Annotated in this window: 11 protein-coding genes and 3 tRNA genes; 4 read left to right on the top strand and 10 right to left on the bottom strand. The window is 58.8% G+C overall.

Annotated features, from left to right (window positions below; translation table 11 throughout):
• Positions 1-81 precede the first annotated feature (81 nt).
• The 4 genes from AB5287_RS02115 to pgi form a co-directional block, all read right to left on the bottom strand.
• Positions 82-921, bottom strand: a complete 840-nt coding sequence (locus tag AB5287_RS02115; protein WP_368220526.1) for a ribonuclease HII — start codon at positions 919-921, stop codon at positions 82-84.
• 117 nt (positions 922-1,038) lie between these two features.
• Complete coding sequence (gene lepB, locus AB5287_RS02110; protein ID WP_007054828.1) at positions 1,039-1,878, bottom strand: signal peptidase I; 840 nt, start codon at positions 1,876-1,878, stop codon at positions 1,039-1,041.
• A 166-nt stretch (positions 1,879-2,044) separates the two neighbouring features.
• Positions 2,045-2,410 (bottom strand): 50S ribosomal protein L19, encoded by a 366-nt coding sequence (rplS, locus tag AB5287_RS02105; RefSeq protein ID WP_007051394.1) that lies wholly within the window; start codon positions 2,408-2,410, stop codon positions 2,045-2,047.
• 632 nt (positions 2,411-3,042) lie between these two features.
• Positions 3,043-4,740 (bottom strand): glucose-6-phosphate isomerase, encoded by a 1,698-nt coding sequence (gene pgi / locus AB5287_RS02100; protein WP_117789851.1) that lies wholly within the window; start codon positions 4,738-4,740, stop codon positions 3,043-3,045.
• Positions 4,741-5,027: 287 nt separating this feature from the next.
• Here pgi and AB5287_RS02095 point away from each other — a divergent pair.
• From AB5287_RS02095 to AB5287_RS02085, 3 genes are all read left to right on the top strand, one after another.
• Positions 5,028-5,100 (top strand) — tRNA-Thr (locus tag AB5287_RS02095).
• An 87-nt stretch (positions 5,101-5,187) separates the two neighbouring features.
• Positions 5,188-5,268 (top strand) — tRNA-Leu (locus tag AB5287_RS02090).
• Positions 5,269-5,460: 192 nt separating this feature from the next.
• Positions 5,461-6,462 (top strand): AEC family transporter, encoded by a 1,002-nt coding sequence (locus AB5287_RS02085; RefSeq protein WP_007054825.1) that lies wholly within the window; start codon positions 5,461-5,463, stop codon positions 6,460-6,462.
• An 82-nt stretch (positions 6,463-6,544) separates the two neighbouring features.
• Here AB5287_RS02085 and AB5287_RS02080 read toward each other — a convergent pair whose 3' ends face one another.
• From AB5287_RS02080 to AB5287_RS02070, 3 genes are all read right to left on the bottom strand, one after another.
• On the bottom strand, positions 6,545-7,825 hold the full coding sequence (locus AB5287_RS02080) for an aminoacyltransferase (protein WP_007054824.1): 1,281 nt from the start codon (positions 7,823-7,825) through the stop codon (positions 6,545-6,547).
• A gap of 49 nt (positions 7,826-7,874) precedes the next feature.
• Positions 7,875-9,185 (bottom strand): aminoacyltransferase, encoded by a 1,311-nt coding sequence (locus AB5287_RS02075; RefSeq protein ID WP_014485883.1) that lies wholly within the window; start codon positions 9,183-9,185, stop codon positions 7,875-7,877.
• A gap of 73 nt (positions 9,186-9,258) precedes the next feature.
• Positions 9,259-10,527, bottom strand: a complete 1,269-nt coding sequence (locus AB5287_RS02070; protein ID WP_007051400.1) for an aminoacyltransferase — start codon at positions 10,525-10,527, stop codon at positions 9,259-9,261.
• A 206-nt stretch (positions 10,528-10,733) separates the two neighbouring features.
• On the opposite strand from AB5287_RS02070, the gene AB5287_RS02065 reads away from it, so the two are divergent.
• Positions 10,734-10,806 (top strand) — tRNA-Thr (locus AB5287_RS02065).
• 167 nt (positions 10,807-10,973) lie between these two features.
• On the opposite strand, the gene AB5287_RS02060 is transcribed toward AB5287_RS02065, so the two are convergent.
• From AB5287_RS02060 to AB5287_RS02050, 3 genes are all read right to left on the bottom strand, one after another.
• On the bottom strand, positions 10,974-11,732 hold the full coding sequence (locus AB5287_RS02060) for a non-canonical purine NTP pyrophosphatase (protein WP_007051401.1): 759 nt from the start codon (positions 11,730-11,732) through the stop codon (positions 10,974-10,976).
• Positions 11,733-11,775: 43 nt separating this feature from the next.
• Complete coding sequence (gene rph, locus AB5287_RS02055; RefSeq protein ID WP_347013486.1) at positions 11,776-12,540, bottom strand: ribonuclease PH; 765 nt, start codon at positions 12,538-12,540, stop codon at positions 11,776-11,778.
• 143 nt (positions 12,541-12,683) lie between these two features.
• Entirely contained in the window at positions 12,684-13,526 is an 843-nt protein-coding gene (locus tag AB5287_RS02050) for a helix-turn-helix transcriptional regulator (RefSeq protein ID WP_014485884.1), read from the bottom strand.
• Positions 13,527-14,230: the final 704 nt, after the last annotated feature.

The following is a 14,230-nucleotide window of genomic DNA, read 5'->3' as shown; positions in this document are numbered from 1 at the left end:
GCTTGTACCTTAATCAATACTGACTTTAGCGCGTCCACAACAGTTTTGCGTTAGCGCTCACACTGTCGTGTCGCACGCGGCTCAGGTCAGGTGCCATGAGACACGATGGAGCGGAGTCGGCCCGTGCTCGGCGATGGCGGTACGGTGTGCGGCGGAACCATAGCCCTTGTTATGAGCCCATTCGTAGGCGGCGTAACGTGGGTTGCTTTGCGCGAGGTCGACCATCAGCCGGTCTCGGGTCACTTTGGCGATGACCGCCGCGGTGGCGACGGTGGCGCAATGCTGGTCGCCTTTGACTTTGGTCGTTATGTCGGCTGGAATCGGCACGTCCGGCGCGTCGAACGTGTTGAGCGCCTTGGTGATGTAATCGCTCGGCCCGTCGAGAATTCCGGCGACTTTGGGCAGAGCGCGAACGCTTCCCTCGCAATTTCCAATGGATTCCCCTACGGAGCCTCCCGGACGACCTTCCACAATCTTCCCCGCAGACTCCCCCGAAGCCTTTTTTATCGTCGATTCCCCTCTAAGTCGTAAGCCAAGTTCGCGTTCGACTTGGCTGAGCGCGCGCAGGGCGGCCACGCCGAGCGCGTAGGTGATGCCCCATTCGTCGATCTCGGTGTTGCTGGCCTGGCCTACGGCGTAGGCCGCGCACCAGTCGCGCAGTTCGTCGAAAATCGCCTCGCGCCTATGTTCGGTGAGCATTTTGGAGTCGGCCACGCCGTCCGGCACGCCGAGGTAGGTCCGCCCGGACAGTTCGACGGCATCATCGCCATCCAACGGCTCCAAATCACGGGCCCAAATGGCGGCGCACCCGACCATCACCGGACCGGCGAGCGCGCCGCGGCCGACTTCATCGAATCCAGTAATAAGGTCATAGCCCTGGGCCGCAAGGCTGCGTTCCAAGTCAAGTGTCGGGGTAATCATGCGCGGCTCCCATCGTCTCACAATGGTTAGGATTCAGACGGTCCAGGTTCAAATGGTTCAGGATTCAGACGGCCCGGAACTCAATCAGTTCAAAGACTCACACGGTTCAAAAAAGACTCAGGAATTCGAGCCGGAAGCGTCAGGCACGTCCTTGAAGACTTCGTGGTGGTCATCAATCGCACCAAGCCGGTCAAGCGGCCAGTATTTCGCGATTCCGACTCCGACCACATCGGAGATGGGAACCAAGCCGCGATCGCCGTCATCCTGATGATAGCGGGAGTCGGCGGAATTGGCGCGATTGTCGCCCATGACGAACACGTGGCCCTCGGTCACGGTCACCGAGAACGGGAAAGCGCTCGGGTCCACGCCGGGGCGAATGTAGGAGGTCTCATTGATGGCCACGCCGTTGATGGTCACCGGCTGGCCCGCGCCCTTGCATTCGACCACGTCACCGGGCAGGCCGATCAGTCGCTTGATGAGGTACCCGCCACCGGGAGCGCTGCTCTGCTCCTCGTTCAACCAGTTGTTGGGATCTTTGAATACCACGACGTCGCCGCGCTGCAGATCGAAGATCTTGGGGGTGAGCTTGCTGGTCACCACGCGATCGCCGGGCACCATGGTGTCCATCATCGAGCGCGAAGGAATCTCGTAAAAGCCGACGGCGAAAATGCGAATCAGCAGCACGATAAGCACGGGAACGCCGCACCACAGGAAAAAGTCGCGTAGGGTGAAGTGGTCATCATCCATCGATGATGCTGCCGCGGCATTCGCACCAGCGGAAGAAGCGGCGTGCGCCGGGCGCGCCGGTGCCGGGGGAACCGGGGACGGGGCGATGCCGTGGTCGGCGACTTGGAACGTACGGGAATCGCGGGCATCGGCCTCGTCATCATACGAGGTCTGATTGCTCTCCGGATTGTCGGAAACCGGGAATTCGCCGTTATCCTGATCGTCCTGCATACCATCTCCTCGCGATTCATGCTGCCGGATATGAGGGGTGCCGGCGCCCGTCCATCATACGTGGAAAATACGGAAACAGCCCGAAACCGAAACGGTTCCGGGCTGAATTTCACGGTTTATTCGCGCACCTGCATCATCAGGCCCACGATTGCACCCGCGAATCGACTCACTTAGCGGAGTTGTCGCGGCGCTCGGCAATACGAGCGGCCTTACCGCGCAGAGCGCGCAGGTAGTACAGCTTGGCGCGGCGCACACGGCCCTTACGCACGAGCTTGATGGAGTCGATGGACGGGGAGTGCACCGGGAAGCGACGCTCCACACCAGTGCCGAAGCTGATCTTGCGGACCACGAAGGTCTCACGCACGCCAGCGCCCTTACGAGCGATCACCACGCCGGTGAAGGTCTGGATACGGGAGTTGTTGCCTTCCTGGATCTTCACGTTCACGTCGACGGTGTCGCCGGGACGGAAGGCCGGGATTTCCTCGGCCGGCTTCATGTGCTTGGCGTCAAAAGCCTCAACAGCGTTAACCATTGTTTTCCTTCAGTGCTGCCGCATATCAGCCACAGATCTGGGGCCATCCACGCGATTGCGCATCGCGCGCGTTGACCTGTTCTCGTTATCCCTCGAGTTTGCCCTTGGGAAGCCTGCCGATCCGCCAAAAGCCAGGCCTTGCGGCCGTTCGGACTGGACCCACGGAGACGCGGGCTTATGCGGCGGCCCACTTCTCGACACAGCAATCGATTATTGTACGGATTCTTGCGGACAGTATCGGCGTGTCGTCGTCTCTCTCCGTTATTAACGCATCAGTTTGGCCGAGGCAGCACGGATGGCGGATTCGAATACTTTCCGTCCCTCCTGCTGGTCGCATGGATACCGACGATGGTATTGATTTGGCGTTTCAGCGCACGGCTTGAAGAAGGTGAGAGTCCGATGGACGGTGATTATTCCAGTAGTTTCGCCGCCGGCAACAGTCATAGTTGAGGGGGGAAGCATACGGAGCGTTCCATAACTCCCTCTCAGTCAGCTTCGCTGACAGCTCCCCTCAGTATTGAGGGGAGCTAGAAAAGCGAATCAGAATTCGCGACGTGGGCAGTCGCCAGACTGCCCACCAGACAGCACAGCCGCGGTCGCGCGAATCACGAATTCTGACCGAGCAAAGCGAATCAGAATTCGCGATTTGCGCGGTAGAACTTGATCAGGCTCTGGGTGGAGGCGTCCTGAGCGGCCAGAGCCTCGTCATCCTGGGAGATGGCCGGGGTGATCTGCTTGGCGAGCTGCTTGCCCAGCTCGACGCCCCACTGATCGTAGGAGTCCAGACCCCACACGGTGCCCTCGACGAAGGTGATATGCTCGTACAGGGCGATGAGCTCGCCGAGCGCGAACGGGGTCAGTGCCACGCCGAAGATGGAGGTGGTCGGGCGGTTGCCGGAGAACACGCGGGCCGGAACGATCTCTTCCGGAGTGCCCTCGGCGCGAACCTCGTCAGCGGTCTTACCGAACGCCAGGGCCTTGGTCTGGGCGAAGTAGTTGCCCAGGAACAGCTCGTGCACGTCCTGGTCGCCGTCCTTGGTCGGGTTCGGGGTGTTGACGAACGCGATGAAGTCGGCCGGGATGAGCTGGGTGCCCTGGTGGATCAGCTGGTAGAAGGCGTGCTGGCCGTTGGTGCCCGGCTCGCCCCAGAAGATCTCGCCGGTCTCGGAGGTGACGGGGGTGCCGTCCCAACGCACGGACTTGCCGTTGGATTCCATGGTCAGCTGCTGCAGGTAGGCCGGGAAGCGGTGCAGGTACTGGTCGTACGGCAGCACGGCGTGGGAGGCGACCTTGAAGAAGTTGCGGTACCAGACGTTCAGCATACCGAGCAGCACCACGACGTTCTTCTCGAACGGGGTGTTGGCGAAGTATTCGTCGATCTCGTGGAAGCCGTGCAGGAACTCCTCGAAGCGGGCCGGGCCGAAGACGACGGCCAGAGAGGTGCCGACGGCGGAGTCGACGGAGTAACGGCCGCCGACCCAGTTCCAGAAGCCGAACGCGTTGTTCGGGTCGATGCCGAATTCGGCGACCTTCTCCAGGTTGGTGGAGACGGCGACGAAGTGCTTCTTGATGGCTTCGGCGTTCTTCTCGTCGGAGCCGTCGATGGCGCCCTTGGCCTTGAGCTCTTCGAGCAGCCAGGTGCGGGCTTCACGGGCGTTGGTCAGGGTCTCCAGGGTGGTGAAGGTCTTGGAGACGATGATGAACAGGGTGGTCTCCGGGTCGAGGCCCTTGGTCTTCTCGGCCAGGTCGTTCGGGTCGATGTTGGAGATGTAGCGGGCGGAGATGCCAGCGTCAGCGTACGGCTTCAGAGCTTCGTACACCATGACGGGGCCCAGGTCGGAGCCGCCGATGCCGATGTTGACCACGGTCTCGATCTTGCGGCCGGTCACACCGGTCCACTTGCCGGAACGCACGTCGTCAGCGAAAGCGTAGATCTTGTCGAGTGTCTCGCGCACGTCCTTGACGGTGTCCTGACCGTCAACGATGTACTTGCCCTCGTCTTCGACCGGGCGGCGCAGCGCGGTGTGCAGCACGGCGCGGTCTTCGGTGTTGTTGATGTGCACGCCGGTGTACATAGCCTTGGTGCGCTCATCGAGCTTGACGGCCTTGGCAAGGTTGGCGAACAGCTGGAGGGTTTCCGGCTTGATCAGGTTCTTGGACAGATCGAAGTGCAGGTCGCCGGCGTCGAAGGACAGCTTCTCGACGCGCTCGGCGTCCTCGGCGAACCACTTCTTGAGGCTCACGCCTTCGACCTGAAGCTCGTCATAGTGCTTCTGCAGGGCAGCCCACTCAGGGGTCTGGGTGGCGTCAACGGGCGGATTGATGGCCATAGGATTCCATTCCTTTCATCAGTGACTGGAGCGCCCTTGCACACGGCTCGGATGCGCTCCGTATCACCAAACAGAATACTCACAAATTCGGACATGAACAGAACAAAATGAGTCAGCGATGTCGGATTGCCATCGTTTGCATTATCGAACAGTTCACGGCGCGGCGCAACCGTCATCTTCGACTGAGCGGTCGCGACACAACCGCCGATCCGCCGATTGGACTTTTCGTGGGGATGTCTTATACTTAACTTCTTGTGCGCGGCTGGCGAAATGCCTTCCGCGACCAAGCCACTTTAGCTCAGTCGGTAGAGCGGCTCACTCGTAATGAGCAGGTCGTCAGTTCGATTCTGACAAGTGGCTCGGATGCCCTAGGCTGGCTGGTCTGTAATGGCTGTCCGGCCTAGGGTTTTGCATATCTTCCACACCTGTGGAAACGCGGATATGCACGCGCGAGTGGCGGAATTGGTAGACGCGCAGGATTTAGGTTCCTGTGTCTTTGACGTGTGGGTTCAAGTCCCATCTCGCGCACCGGCTTGAGCCTCTTGGAAGCATTGGATTGCCAACGCTTCCGGGAGGCTTTTCGTATATGCGCGCGGCAGCTGCAAGCCCTTGCGGACACCTCTACATATGGCAATGCCAAGGCGGCAAATATAATGGGCCACAGCATTGCGGGTCTGAGCCTGTGCGCCATGAGCCTGTGTGAGTCAAGGAGAGAAGTGTATGTCCGCCATTCTTACGCCGGTTGGTCTGTTGCTGATCATCCTCGCCGGCTATCTGTTCAAGCGGTTCGGCCTGTTCGGGCAGAAGGATTATCGCGTGCTGCAAACCGCGGAATTCAACATCGTGCTGCCCGGTGCCATCGTATACTCGTTCGCCACCAATCCGCATGACATCTCGCTGCTGCTTATTTCGGTATTCGCATTCCTGTTTGCTTTTATCCCGGTCGTGTTCATCTTTCTGGCCACCCGCAAGCGCAATGTGACCGACCGCGCCTTCCTGATGCTCAACGGTGCCGGCTTCAATCTCGGCTGTTTTTCTTTCCCGGTCGTCCAGTCATTCTGGGGTGCGGGCGCGGTGGTGCCGGCTGCGATGTTCGATATCGGCAACTGCGTGATGGTGGCCGCCGGCACCAATGTGCTCACCCAGCAACTGCTGCATATTCAGCCCGGCAAAACACTTGCCGAACAACACGCCGGTTCGGCTCCCACCCTACCGTACGAAAAGCCCAAGGATCGCGACGCCAAACGGCTTGCCCGCCGCGCATTGCTGCGCACCATCGGCAAGAGCTTCTTCGGCTCGGTGCCGTTCGACACGTATCTGCTCATGATCGTGTTGACCGTCGCCAACGTGAAGATTCCCGATTGGATCGCCTCTATAACCCAGCCATTGAGCGGCGCCAACGCGCTGGTGTCGATGCTGATGGTGGGCATGCTCATGGACCTGCCCCAATCCAAGCATGACGTGAAGGAAGTCATGGCCGTCATCGCTTGGCGTATACCGTTCAGCGTCGCCTTCGCGTTGATCGCGTGGCTCCTGCTGCCGTTCTCGGCTTCGATTCGCGCCGTGATGGTGATCTGCGCGTTGGCTCCGATCGCCATTTTCTCCACGCTGTTCACCGACAAAGTACTCGGCAACGCCAAACTGGCCGGCTTCTCGCTGGCAATCACCGCGATGATTTCACTGGTGATGATGGCTGTGGCTCACGCGCTGATGGGCGTGTGAGCAAATGCGCAAGTAGGCGCACGGCGGGCGCACGGTCAGGCGAGACGCAGCCCACATAGGTTCGTCCCCCGGCCGCCAGCTGCTACCGGTGCAGCAGCTTGTGCGCCAGATTGCTCACGCCGAAGCGGAACTTGTCCACCGGCAACGTGAATTTGCCTACCATCTGCTCGACGTAGCCGTTGAAGCCCTGCTTGAATTCCAGCACGCCGCGGCCCTCGTCGTTCGGATCGTCGAACACGCCGGAAATGCCGTAGAAGTTGTAACGGCTCACACCCTGTTCCACACACAGGTGCAGCATCGCTTCGTACTGAATCAGCGCCGAGGCGTAGAACGGCTTGTACTCCTCCAACGAACCGGAATACTGATAGACCACCTCATTGGGGTGACTGACGAACATTGAAGCCGCTGCCGGCAGCACATCGCCCTTCTTGGCATATCCCTCCACCTCAGCCAGACGCTTGTCGGCGGCCGCGAGATTGCGCGATTCCTCCCCCAGCTGACGTTCGATGCGCGTGGTCGGACGTTCATCGTATTTCGTCTGCAGCTGTGCGACCTTGGTCTGCAAGGCCTCGCGCTTGGCGGTCATATCCGCCACATATTCGGCGATGTGGATTTCCGCGAGCATGAAATGCGCATCCGCGCCATACGCCTGCTTGAACTGGCGGAAATAGTCCGCGCCGCGCGTCGCGAACCCGCGGCGTTCACCGGTCCGCCGTTCGATATCGGCGAACACGTCGAACTCGTCGGGGCCGATTTCGCGAACGTGCACGCCCATCGACTGCGCCCGCTTGACGCTCCATTGAGCGCGTTTGCCGAATGATGCCAGCAGTTCCTTGCCGTTGGTGATGCCGGTGAGATCCTTGACGTACATCCACTGGCAGACCACGTCATAACCGGTATGGAATCCGCCATGCGTCCAGCCGGCATCGGTGAATCCGGTCAGCAGTGCATCGTTCGGCTCGCCGTCGGGCTGCCCGTCCGAGGAATACAGACGGTAGGCGACGTTAGGCCAGCATGCCACGGAAACAGCATGGTGGCGACGGGCCGATTCACGAATCGCCTCGGTTATGGCCCGCAGCAGAGCCGGATCATCGCTAATGCCGATGGGGCCGAAATATACGGAGCCATCTGCACCGAAACGACCATTGAGGTACAGAATCACGCAGCCGGCTACCAGATTGCCGGATGCGTCGCACACGCCAACGCATTCGGCTTCATGCCCACGAATCTTGGCAAGACGGACCTGCCCGGACCATTGCTGAAAGCTGCCCTGGCTTGTGGCTTCGGAAAGCCGGTCGAACTCTTCGGGCGTAATCACGCCAAACGTATACGTCGTATCTGTTCGATTCGCAGTCGCGCTCATCTCGTCGTCACCTGTGCCTTATTTCTGTGTCCGTGCTCGCCACTGTTTGTCAGCGATGCAGCAGCTTGTGTGCGGCTTCGGATACACCGAAGCGCAGTCCGTCCACCGGCAGCGTGAACTTGCCCGGAAGCTCTTCCACGAATCCGCCGAAGCGAGTCTTGAACTGCCAGACGCCGTAGGAAGGATCGTTGGCGTCGAAAATGCCGGAAATGCCGTAGAAGTTGAAGCGCTCCACGCCACGGGCGATGCAGTCAAGCATCGCCTCGAAGTGGATTAGGGAAGACGGGTAGTAATCCATGAAACGATCGTCCTCGCCGCTGGACAGGCAGACGACCTCGTTCGGATGCCAGAAGTAGACACCGGCTTCCACCGGAATGACCGGGCCGTCCGAGGCGATGATGCCATTGACTTCGCCGATGGTCTTTTCCAGCGCCGTGATCTTCTTGTCTGCGGTGGCGATGCGCTTTTCCAGCGTTGCCGGGTCGGAGGCACCCTTCTTGGCCGTGCCTTCCGGCCGCTGTTGCGCGCGCTGGAGCAGGCGTTCGAGGTTGCGCTTGTCTTTGGAGGCCGCATTCAGCTTGGATTGCAGGGTGTCCAGATATTCGTCGAAATGGGTTTCGACCACCTTGAACTCGATCAGGTCGCCGAAGGTATCGAACAGACGCTCATAGTAGGCCAGATCGCGGCTCTTGAAGCCTTGACGTGCGGCGCTCATATCGCACAGCTTGACGAAAGTGCTCAGTTCGCCGCGTTCCAGCCGGCGCACGCGCAGACCGGAATCCTGGGCGATGCGGATGTTCTTACGGCGGTACTTGGAGAACGAGGCCAGCAGTTCCTTCTCATTATGAATGCCGTCAAGCCCCTTGACGAAGTTCCAGCGGTTCACCACGGATTCGTAGCCCACGGTGAAGCCGCCATGTTTCCAACCGAAGCGGGCCATGTTGTCCATCATCGTGGTGTCCGGGTCGCTGGTCGGCTTGCCGTCCAGATCATGCAGACGGTAGACTGCGGCCGGCCAGCAGGATACGCTGATGGCGTGATGGGCCTTGGCCGAACGACGCAGGGCTTCGGTCATCGCCTCAACCACCTGTGGATTGTCATAATCGCACAGCGGTCCGCACCAGACCGAGCCTTCCAAACCGAAACGGGACCGCGTGTACACCACGTAGCAGGCGGCAATCAGCTTGTCACCGCGCTTGACACCCACATAGTCCACCGGACCGTTGAACGCACCCATGGCGGCCATCTGCGAGGTCTGCTGGAAACTACCTTGCACTTGAGCTGCGGAGAACGCATCCAGCTCGGCAGGAGTGATCTTGGTAGGGGTGAGCGAGGCGACGCCTGCATCGGATTGCGTCATAATCGAACCTTCTTACTTGTCGTTACTCTGATCGTTACTCTGGGCTCTGGAATGGCCTGTGTGCTGCGTCCGTTTACCGCGACAGCAGCTTGTGCGCAAATTGCTTCATGGCATAGGCGACCGGTTTGACCGGCAGCACGAACTCGCCCGGAAGTTCCTCGACATATCCGTTGAAGCCCTGCTTGAACTCCAGTACACCACGCCCCTCGTCATCGGGATCATCAAAGACGCCGTCGATGCCGTAGAAGTTGTAGCGAGACAGCCCGTGTTCCACGCAGAAATGCAGCATCGCGTCATGCTGAATCAGCGCGGAGGCGTAGAAGGGCTTGTACTGCTCGACGCTACCGGAGAACAGGTAGATGACCTCGCGCGGATGCTCCACGAATAGTGATGCCGCAGCCGGCAGTACATCCCCGTCTTTGGCGAACTCGGCCGCCTCGTTCAGGCGCTTTTCGGCTGCCGCCAGATTGCGGGTCTCCTCCCCCAGCTGACGTTCGGTTTTGGTGGTGGGGTGTTCGGCGTTTTTGGCGGTCAATGCCGCCACCTTGGCCGAAAGCGCTTCACGCTTGGACGTCATGTCTGCTACGTATTCGTCGATGTGGATCTCGGCAACCATAAAATGCGCTTTGCTGCCGAACGCTTCCTTGAAACGGTGGAAATATGCTTCGCCACGGTATTCGAAGCTACGGCGTTCAGCGGTTTGCTGCTCGATTCGTGCGAATACCCCCAGCTCGTCGTCCGACAGCTCACGCACGTGCACACCCATCGATTGGGCACGCTTCACGCTCCACTGGGTGCGCTTGTCATAGGACTTCAGCAGACTTTTCTCATCGGTAATGCCGGTCAGATCCTTGAGGTAGCGCCAACGCGGAACCGCCGTGTAGCCCACGGTGAAACCGCCATGAGTGAAGCCGATCGCCTCGAGCTGTTCTATCAGCTTATTGTCGGGAGCGCCATTCTGGTCATCCGGCAAAGAAGCTCCATTGGTGTCGCGAAGCCGATACGGGGATTCAGGGGTGATTTCCAGCTGTGAAGCACCCTTTGCCTTGGCATGGCGTTTCAGCGCATCCATGAAGAAGGTCAATGCTTCGGTGTCGTGATAGTCGCACATCGGGCCATCATGGATGACCGCAAATGTAGAGAATCGAGAGCGGTGAGTTTCGAACAGTGCCGCCGCGACGATCTTCTCGCCCTCCTTGAGGGCCAAATATTCGACGTCGATCCCCTGCGCGGCGCGAAGGCGTCCCATCGCCGAGGTTTGTTGGAAATTGCCTTGTGGATGCCTGGCGGAGAAATCATCGAACTCCTCGTCTGTCAACTTCACCAGCACAAAATCACGCATGCTTCCCTTTGCCTCCGAGTCAATCAGGCTCACCATGCTAGCATAGCGCGCACACGACGAATGGCAGCCGAGCAGATGAGGTGTGCACATCGTTCGCACTATTGCCGCCACGATGTTCCAAAGAACAATGGCCCAAAGATGATGAATGTCCGGCTTGCAGTGAATCAAACGCAGTGCTATATTCTCTACTTGGCTCTTGAAGCCACGCCACCTTAGCTCAGTGGTAGAGCATCCCCCTCGTTCGTGGGAAGGTCGGTAGTTCGATTCTATCGGGTGGCTCTTGTTCTTCAAGAAGGCCGACGCACTAAGCGCCGGCCTTCTTTCGTATCGCCCTTGCTAGGTCATAGGCGCTTGCTAGACACTCGCCCGATTCGGGGGCTGAGTGCTGAGCCGCGACTCAACTGTGGCTTAGTCGCGGCTCAGTGCAGCTAGACAGCCTAGACGACTTAGTGCAGCAGGGCCTCGATGGCGGGGACCAAGGCTTTCAGCGCCTTGCCTCGGTGGGAAATCGCATTCTTCTCGGCCGGAGTCATCTCGGCGCTGGTCAGCGGCTCGCCTTCATGGTCAGGCTCAGTGCTGACGCGACCGGCAGGCTGATCGTCCGGGACAAACAGCGGATCGTAACCGAAACCGTGTACGCCACGAGCCTCGCGGATGATGCGACCCGGCATGTCGCCGAGCTCCACTGTCTCCGACTTGATGGCGTATCGAGCATGCACCGGGGCAGGGCTCCCATCGGCAGCCGTGGTGTGAACGGTGATGCCGTCGGCAGCCACTCCACCGGTCACGTCGGCACCGGTCTCGGTGTCCGGGACCACCAGCGCGGCGGCGCAACGGAAGCGCGCGGTACGCTTGTCATCCGGAATATCTTCGATTTGGGCGAGCAGCAGCGCATTATTGGCCTTGTCGTGGCCGTGAGCACCCGCCCAGCGAGCAGACAGAATGCCCGGAGCGTTACCCATCACATCGACGATGAGACCTGAATCATCCGCGACAGCGGGCAGACCGGTACGGATGGCCACAGCGCGGGCCTTGAGTAGCGCGTTCTCCTGGAAGGTGACGCCAGTTTCCACCGGATCCGGCAGGTGAAGGCTGCCAGCGGACACCAGTTCGATGTTTTCGGCATCCGCGCCAAGATCCTCTTCGAGAATGCGGCGGATTTCCACAAGCTTGCCTTCGTTATGGGTTGCGACGACGATTTGCATGAGGTTCTCCTTTAAGAAGGCTCCCCTTGTCAGGGGAGCTGGCTTAGTCTAGGGACAGAGCGGCACGCTGGGCGGCTTGCAGTTCCTTGTTGCCCTTTTCGGCCAAGTCAAGCAGGGTGCCGAGTTCGGCACGGTTGAACGGACGGTGTTCTGCGGTGCCCTGAATCTCGATGAAGGTGCCGGAACCGGTCATGGCCACGTTCATGTCGGTCATGGCCTGACTGTCTTCAATGTATGGCAGGTCAAGCATCGGAGTGCCGTTGATCACGCCCACCGATACGGCGGACACATAGTCCTTAAGCACGCGGCCGGCGGACTTGATATGGCGGTGCTTCTCCGCCCAATTGACTGCGTCGACCAAAGCCACGTACGCACCGGTTACGGAAGCCGTGCGAGTACCACCATCGGCCTGAAGCACATCGCAGTCAAGCTGAATCTGATTCTCGCCGAGCGCCTTCATATCGATGACGCCACGCAGGCAGCGGCCAATCAGTCGGCTGATTTCGTGGGTACGGCCACCGATTTTGCCACGTACGGATTCACGGTCGGTGCGTTCGGCGGTGGCACGCGGCAGCATCGAGTATTCGGCGGTGACCCAGCCGAGGCCGGAGTCCTTGCGCCAACGCGGCACACCGGGAGTAAAAGTGGCGGTGCACATCACGCGCGTGTTACCGCATTCGATGAGCACGGAGCCTTCGGGGACGTCGGTGAAGTGGCGGGTGATGCGCACAGGGCGCAGTTCGTCGACCTTGCGGCCGTCGGCACGAATTATTTGGTGATTGCCAAGCATGTCTTTGATTTCAACCATGCGCCCCAGCATACGCCATCCGCTCTATGCCTGGATAGCAACTCGTCAACCATCATCGAACTCCAGCGCAATGTCATTCCCTGCTTACATATCCATCCCATGACACTTGGCTGCACGCCACTATTTTCTTATGCACCACTCGCTTACAGAGTCAATGCCTGCGTACCTGATGAGGATTGGGAAAGATCGTCCGCTGGAATAAGGATGCCATATTCCATGAAAGCTTGGTTGAATTGCTTGCGCTGCATAGCGTTGAGTTCGTAATCGATTAACGGCAAATATGTATAGTCCATGTCATGCAACGGCTCTTCATATCGATGAAGCACGTGCATAATTGCCGCGCTCGGCAGTGGGGACCACCATCCATCCAAGCCATACCGGTACGGAGGAACCAATGTCAAGCGTCTGTTCCTTGGGTTGATATCCCAACGCAGAAAACGGTATAAACCAGCGAGAAACGCAATCCAGCACGCATCGTTCACCCGTGCAACCGCTCGGACGAACGATATACGTTGATGTTGAACATTCCGAGCATGAATCAGATTGACGCAGAGCATCTTCAACGTAGACCAGGTCGCTCCGCTTTCTATTGCATCGAAATCAGGAGGCCTACGCAGTTGCGCCAACAACATGTGCAATTCGTCTTCCGGAATCGTTTGCGAGGGGGCCACGGCTTCTAGGTGAAGACCAAAACCAGCCCGCTCAAGCCCCTCGGCCAAAACATCAAACAACATACCTCTTTGCCCACGCAATACGCGACCAATTGCAGACCGATCCAAACCAGTGCGCTGTGCAAGCTCATAGGCATTCCAACCAGTCTGCGACATCACTTCATTCAGCACAGCCGCACACGAATTAACAGGGCAACCAGATACCACACCGTGATGCACGACATCGCACTGTTCTAACGCTCGATGCTCTACAGCGCGCCGCTCTGATACGTCATCGTTGCCCGCCGCGTTCTCATCATTGAGAGTTTCACTCATCGAAGTCACCTTGCCTCGGCCGATTTCCCGGTCATTTCATCAAACCGCAATCATCATATCCCACAATCCCATGACGATACGATTCGTCATATCCCACAATTCAGAGACGGTATGATTCGTATCGCATCAGTTCACACGATTCTTCAACGATTGCTCCGCAAACGATTGCTCTGCACGCATCACGGCATTCTACCGGCACACTATTCCTCCCAATCAGCCCAACGCAACATCACACGCAACATCACACGCAACATCCCTCACGCAACACCCCTCACGCAACACCCCTCACGCAACACCCCTCACGCAACACTGCGCCATCTCTGTAACATCACCGACAACACGGCAATCCCACAACGTTTCGGTGCAATATCCTCTGAAATGGTTTGGTTTTTCACTCCACCTCGTCGGCATCCTGACCAGGATAGGAATATGTGTCGTTCCGCACCATGTACAAAACGTTGTCAACTGACAACGTTCTTCAAATCAATTGGATAAGACAAATGGCCATTTCCCGCCAATTCATCTGAATCAAGACGTTGTCAACTGACAACAAAATGTACATTGCAACAGCATGCACATATACATATTTCCCCGGTGAGCAGTACCCCCCCCAAAAAAAACAAGGGGGGCGGGTTCTAGTGATCGTTGCAACACCTGACCTACCGCAAGGAGGGTCAGGTGACCAGAAGCCACCGAAACGAAGA

This window comes from Bifidobacterium sp. RTP21102st3_E2_RTP21102_210122 (genome assembly GCF_040916945.1).
Taxonomy (GTDB): domain Bacteria; phylum Actinomycetota; class Actinomycetes; order Actinomycetales; family Bifidobacteriaceae; genus Bifidobacterium; species Bifidobacterium longum.
The sequence above is the reverse complement of the archived record's forward strand: the minus strand, read 5'-3'. Positions and strand labels throughout refer to the sequence as shown.